This window comes from Frankia tisae (assembly GCF_025403405.1).
In the GTDB taxonomy this organism is placed as follows: Bacteria; Actinomycetota; Actinomycetes; order Frankiales; family Frankiaceae; genus Frankia; species Frankia tisai.
This window is the reverse complement of sequence record NZ_JANEZT010000514.1, coordinates 1-3,538: the sequence shown is the minus strand read 5'-3', so window position 1 is coordinate 3,538 and position 3,538 is coordinate 1. Positions and strand designations below refer to the sequence as shown.

3 protein-coding genes are annotated in these 3,538 nt (G+C 67.7%); all 3 read right to left on the bottom strand.

Going from position 1 to position 3,538, the window contains the following annotated elements; genetic code table 11:
- Nucleotides 1–166: 166 nt before the first annotated feature.
- The gene (locus NBZ85_RS29030) at nt 167–1,966 is read right to left on the bottom strand and encodes a hypothetical protein (protein WP_261563144.1); all 1,800 of its coding nucleotides are present in this window, start codon (nt 1,964–1,966) and stop codon (nt 167–169) included.
- Nucleotides 1,967–2,146: 180 nt separating this feature from the next.
- Entirely contained in the window at nt 2,147–3,052 is a 906-nt protein-coding gene (locus tag NBZ85_RS29025; RefSeq protein ID WP_498041273.1) for a DUF4062 domain-containing protein, read from the bottom strand.
- Nucleotides 3,043–3,348: a DUF4062 domain-containing protein gene (locus NBZ85_RS29020; RefSeq protein ID WP_261563140.1), complete on the bottom strand. Its 306-nt coding sequence runs from the start codon at nt 3,346–3,348 to the stop codon at nt 3,043–3,045. Before NBZ85_RS29020 ends, NBZ85_RS29025 begins: the two co-directional genes overlap by 10 nt.
- Nucleotides 3,349–3,538: the final 190 nt, after the last annotated feature.

Below are 3,538 nucleotides of genomic sequence, written 5' to 3'. Positions count from 1 at the left end.
TACGAGATGAGCGCTAGTCTCGTGGGCTCGGAGATGCGTATAAGAGACAGGCATCACGCTGGGTACCCGGCCGTCTCGCGCGGCCGTCAGGAAGTGGCCCCGGCCGGCCGCAGCGGTTGAGGGTCAGCGCCTGTGGTTCAGGGCGCCTCAGGGTCCGGTCTGCCGATCAGCCCTGGTTGTCGTCCTGGCGGAGTAGATCGTGGATGGCTGTCGCGGCGCGGGTTTCCCAGTCGGGGGGTGGGTCGTCTGCGGGGTTGTAGGCGGGAAGATCGGGGATCTCGGCGCCGAGGGTGCGCAGCAGGGTCGTGGCGCGGTTCAGGTCGTGGCGGTGGACGTGGGGTTCGCCGTCTGCCCAGGCGTGTCGGTAGGCGGCGAGGGCGTGGGTGGTCGCCTCGTCGGTGTCGCCGAGGGCGTGCCAGAGGTGCGCGAGGTGCAGGTGCGCGGGCTGGCGGAGTGCGGCGAGGCGTTCGGCTTCGGCGCGGGGGTCGGCGAGCTGGCCGAGGTGGTGCCGGGCCAGGGCAAGCAGGGCGTCGGCGTCGGCGTCGGTGATGTCGGCTTCGCGCGCCATGCGCACGGCGTCGCTGAGGCTGTCGGCCGCGGCCGCCCACTGACCGTGGTCCGCCAGCCACCACCCGCGCAGCCGGTGCAGCTCACGGACGCTCTGACGGTGGCGTTTGGCCGTTGCGATCTGCACGACTCGGCTCAGGTCGTCGTCCGTGAGAGTCCCCTGCTCGAACAGGTAACGGGCATGCAGCAGCGCGGCGTGCCCGGGGATGTCCACCGCCCACTGCCCGTCGAGGCCCCTCGAGTTGAGCGCCGCCCACATCCGTTCGGCATCACCCATCCGCCCGGAATCCACATACACGGCGTACATGTCCTCCCACGCGTCGGATAATCGCCAGTTGCCGAGGTGTTCGGCCAGTTCGAGAGCGAGAACACGAAGACGCCTCGCAGGCGCGAGACGATTCTGGCCGTAAAGATCCCATGTACAGTTGCTCAACGCAATACGTACGTTATCCCAGTCCTGCCGATCGAGGTCGATATTCAATCCGGCGCTTTTAGCGGCAAGCGCCTGGTCATACTCCCCGAGCTGACTGAGTACGATTCCCGCATCGTTGGCCAGATAGCTCTGGGCCAACTCGGCCAGGTCGGGGGAGGGAGTGTTCCAGCCGTGGGTGAAGAAGGGGCGCAGCAGGGCTAGTATTTCGTTGTACGCCTCCAGATAGTAGAGGAGGGCGTGCGAAAGGTCACCCTTGTATGCGTCGTATGCGTCGGGGAGCCTGCCCAGGTGTAGAAGGGTGCGGACGACGGTCAGGCCGTTCTGGAGATCGTCGAGGGTGTCGGCTTCCTCGTAGGGGTTCTGGGGTCGGGACGAGAAATGGTCGATGACACGCTGGCCGAGGCGGTCACGGTCGTCGGCGGGAAGCCAGGCGGCGGCGACGGAGCGCACGACCGGGTGCAGGTCGTACCGGCTGGTACCCCGGTCGACCTGCAGCAGACCCCTTTTCTCCAGGTCCGCCACGGTGCGATCAAGTCGTTGCGCTACCAAGGCGCGTTCCGGGGAACGCTCCCACGCGCGGTGGGCTTCCAGGTATCCCTGGTAGGCCTTCATCTCCGCCGCGTACATCACTCGCGCGGCGCGTTTCCTCGCCGACAGGTACTTCCAGTCCCAACCACCTTCTGGCCTTCGCGGCGCGGAGGCAGGTTCGGCCGGCACGTGGGGGTTGAGCGCTTTGATGGTGTCGTAGTCGGTGGCCTCGGACAGCAGGGCGAGCAAGGACAGCAGTTGTCGATCCGGGGCGGGCAGTGCGTCGAGGGCCACGCGCAGGATGTGGTTGCGTTTCCCGGTGAGATCGAGGTCGCCGACGTCGAGGCGGCCGCCGTAGTCGGGATCGGCGGCCCACCGGTCGAACTGGCCGTACGCACGCGGATAGTTGGTGACGAGGCCGGCGATGACGCCGGTCACGAGTGGGTGGCAGTCGCAGTGCCGCTGCAGGTAGGCGCGGATGGTGCCCGAGTCGCCGTCGACGCCGTACGACCGCAGCAGGGCTTCCGCGTCGGCGGGCCGGAGGCCGGGGAGCGATTCGTGCCGGACGCCGGGGATCGGTCGGCGGGCGGGGCCGAGCAGTGCCTGGGGAACCAGCCGCTAGGTGATGAGAATCTTCGACGGGCCGGCGGCCGCGAGCCCGCGCAGCAGATCCTCGTCTCGGGGACGGATCACCGCCCGGGGATCGCGGGCGGCGATGATGTCACTGGTGGTGCCGGCGTCCTCGTCTGCGAGCCGGGCGGCATCCGGGCGGTGGTAGGCGACGAGAACACGTTCAAGGCCGTCGAGGACCAGCAACCACGGCCCACGCCGGAGCTGCCGGAGCAGCTGGTCGGTGAGCTCGGACTGTTTCAGTTCCTTGAAGTCGTCCAGTGGCCGGTTGGTGGTGTAGGCGAGGGCGGCGCGGCAGAAGTCGGCCATCACCGCCCCCTTCTCGTAGAAGGAGTACCAGAACAGCCCCGCCCAGTCCCCGCGAACCTCGGTAGCGTGATGGGAGACCCATTCCCAGGTCAGCGCGCTCTTTCCGGCGCCACCGATCGCATCGAACAACAGGACCGGGGACCGATCTGCCGGCGCGGCCCACTCGTCGAGGATTGCCAGCTGATCCGCCCGCCCGACGAAAGCCTGCCCACCTATATAGGAAGGTTCGGCGTGAAAAAGCCGCCGCGCGGCTGGGATATCCGCCGACTCCTGCCGGCCTGGTCGATTCCCCTCGGCGGCGTTCTCGGCGGCACGCGCGTCGAGGTCGCGGCGCAGCACGGCGACTGACTGCGTGACCGCGTCCCTGAAATCCTCCAGGCTGTCGAACTCCCGGTACACCCGGTGCATGGACGAGTCCGCACTCGCGCGCTTGACCTCCTCGCGGAACGCCGCCAGCTTTCCGCGTTTCTCCGAGTCCAGCTCCACCGCCGTCTCCGGCACCAGATGCTTTTCACTCATGATGAATATCAGGGTTGGAAGGCGGAGGCTGCGCGCTTCCCGGAACTCCAGCTCGGTCAGCGACAAGCCATCGGGTTACTGTCGATCTCGGGGATCTGCCCGTAGCTGCGTCCAACGATGCCCACATATGCCGCGGCATCCTGAACCTTCCGTAAGGAGGACTCCACCACGGTGACGTCGGGTAGCGCCGAGTCATGCTCCATCGCAACCGGGTGCAGCCCCTGCCCCAGAATCGCCCGGATCACCGCTTCGCGGTGCTCCTTCAGATCCCGGAACGTACTCGAGACCATCACGCCGGGGTACCGTCGCGGCGCCGGCGAAGGTTCTCCGGTCACCGCACGAACCGGCCCGCGTACGGCCATGTCCCCCACATGCCCTCGAAGTATGCCACTCAGTACTCCGGCGTAATCGGGGCTTGTCCGGAACTCCGCCCCGCACTCACTCCGCGCAAACGGCCCGCGATCTTGGTGTTCCGCGGAACCGAGCCGCTTGGCCGAGCGGAGTCTGGCCGGAGTGCGGTGGTTAGCGGGTGGGGGGCTTCATGATCCGGGC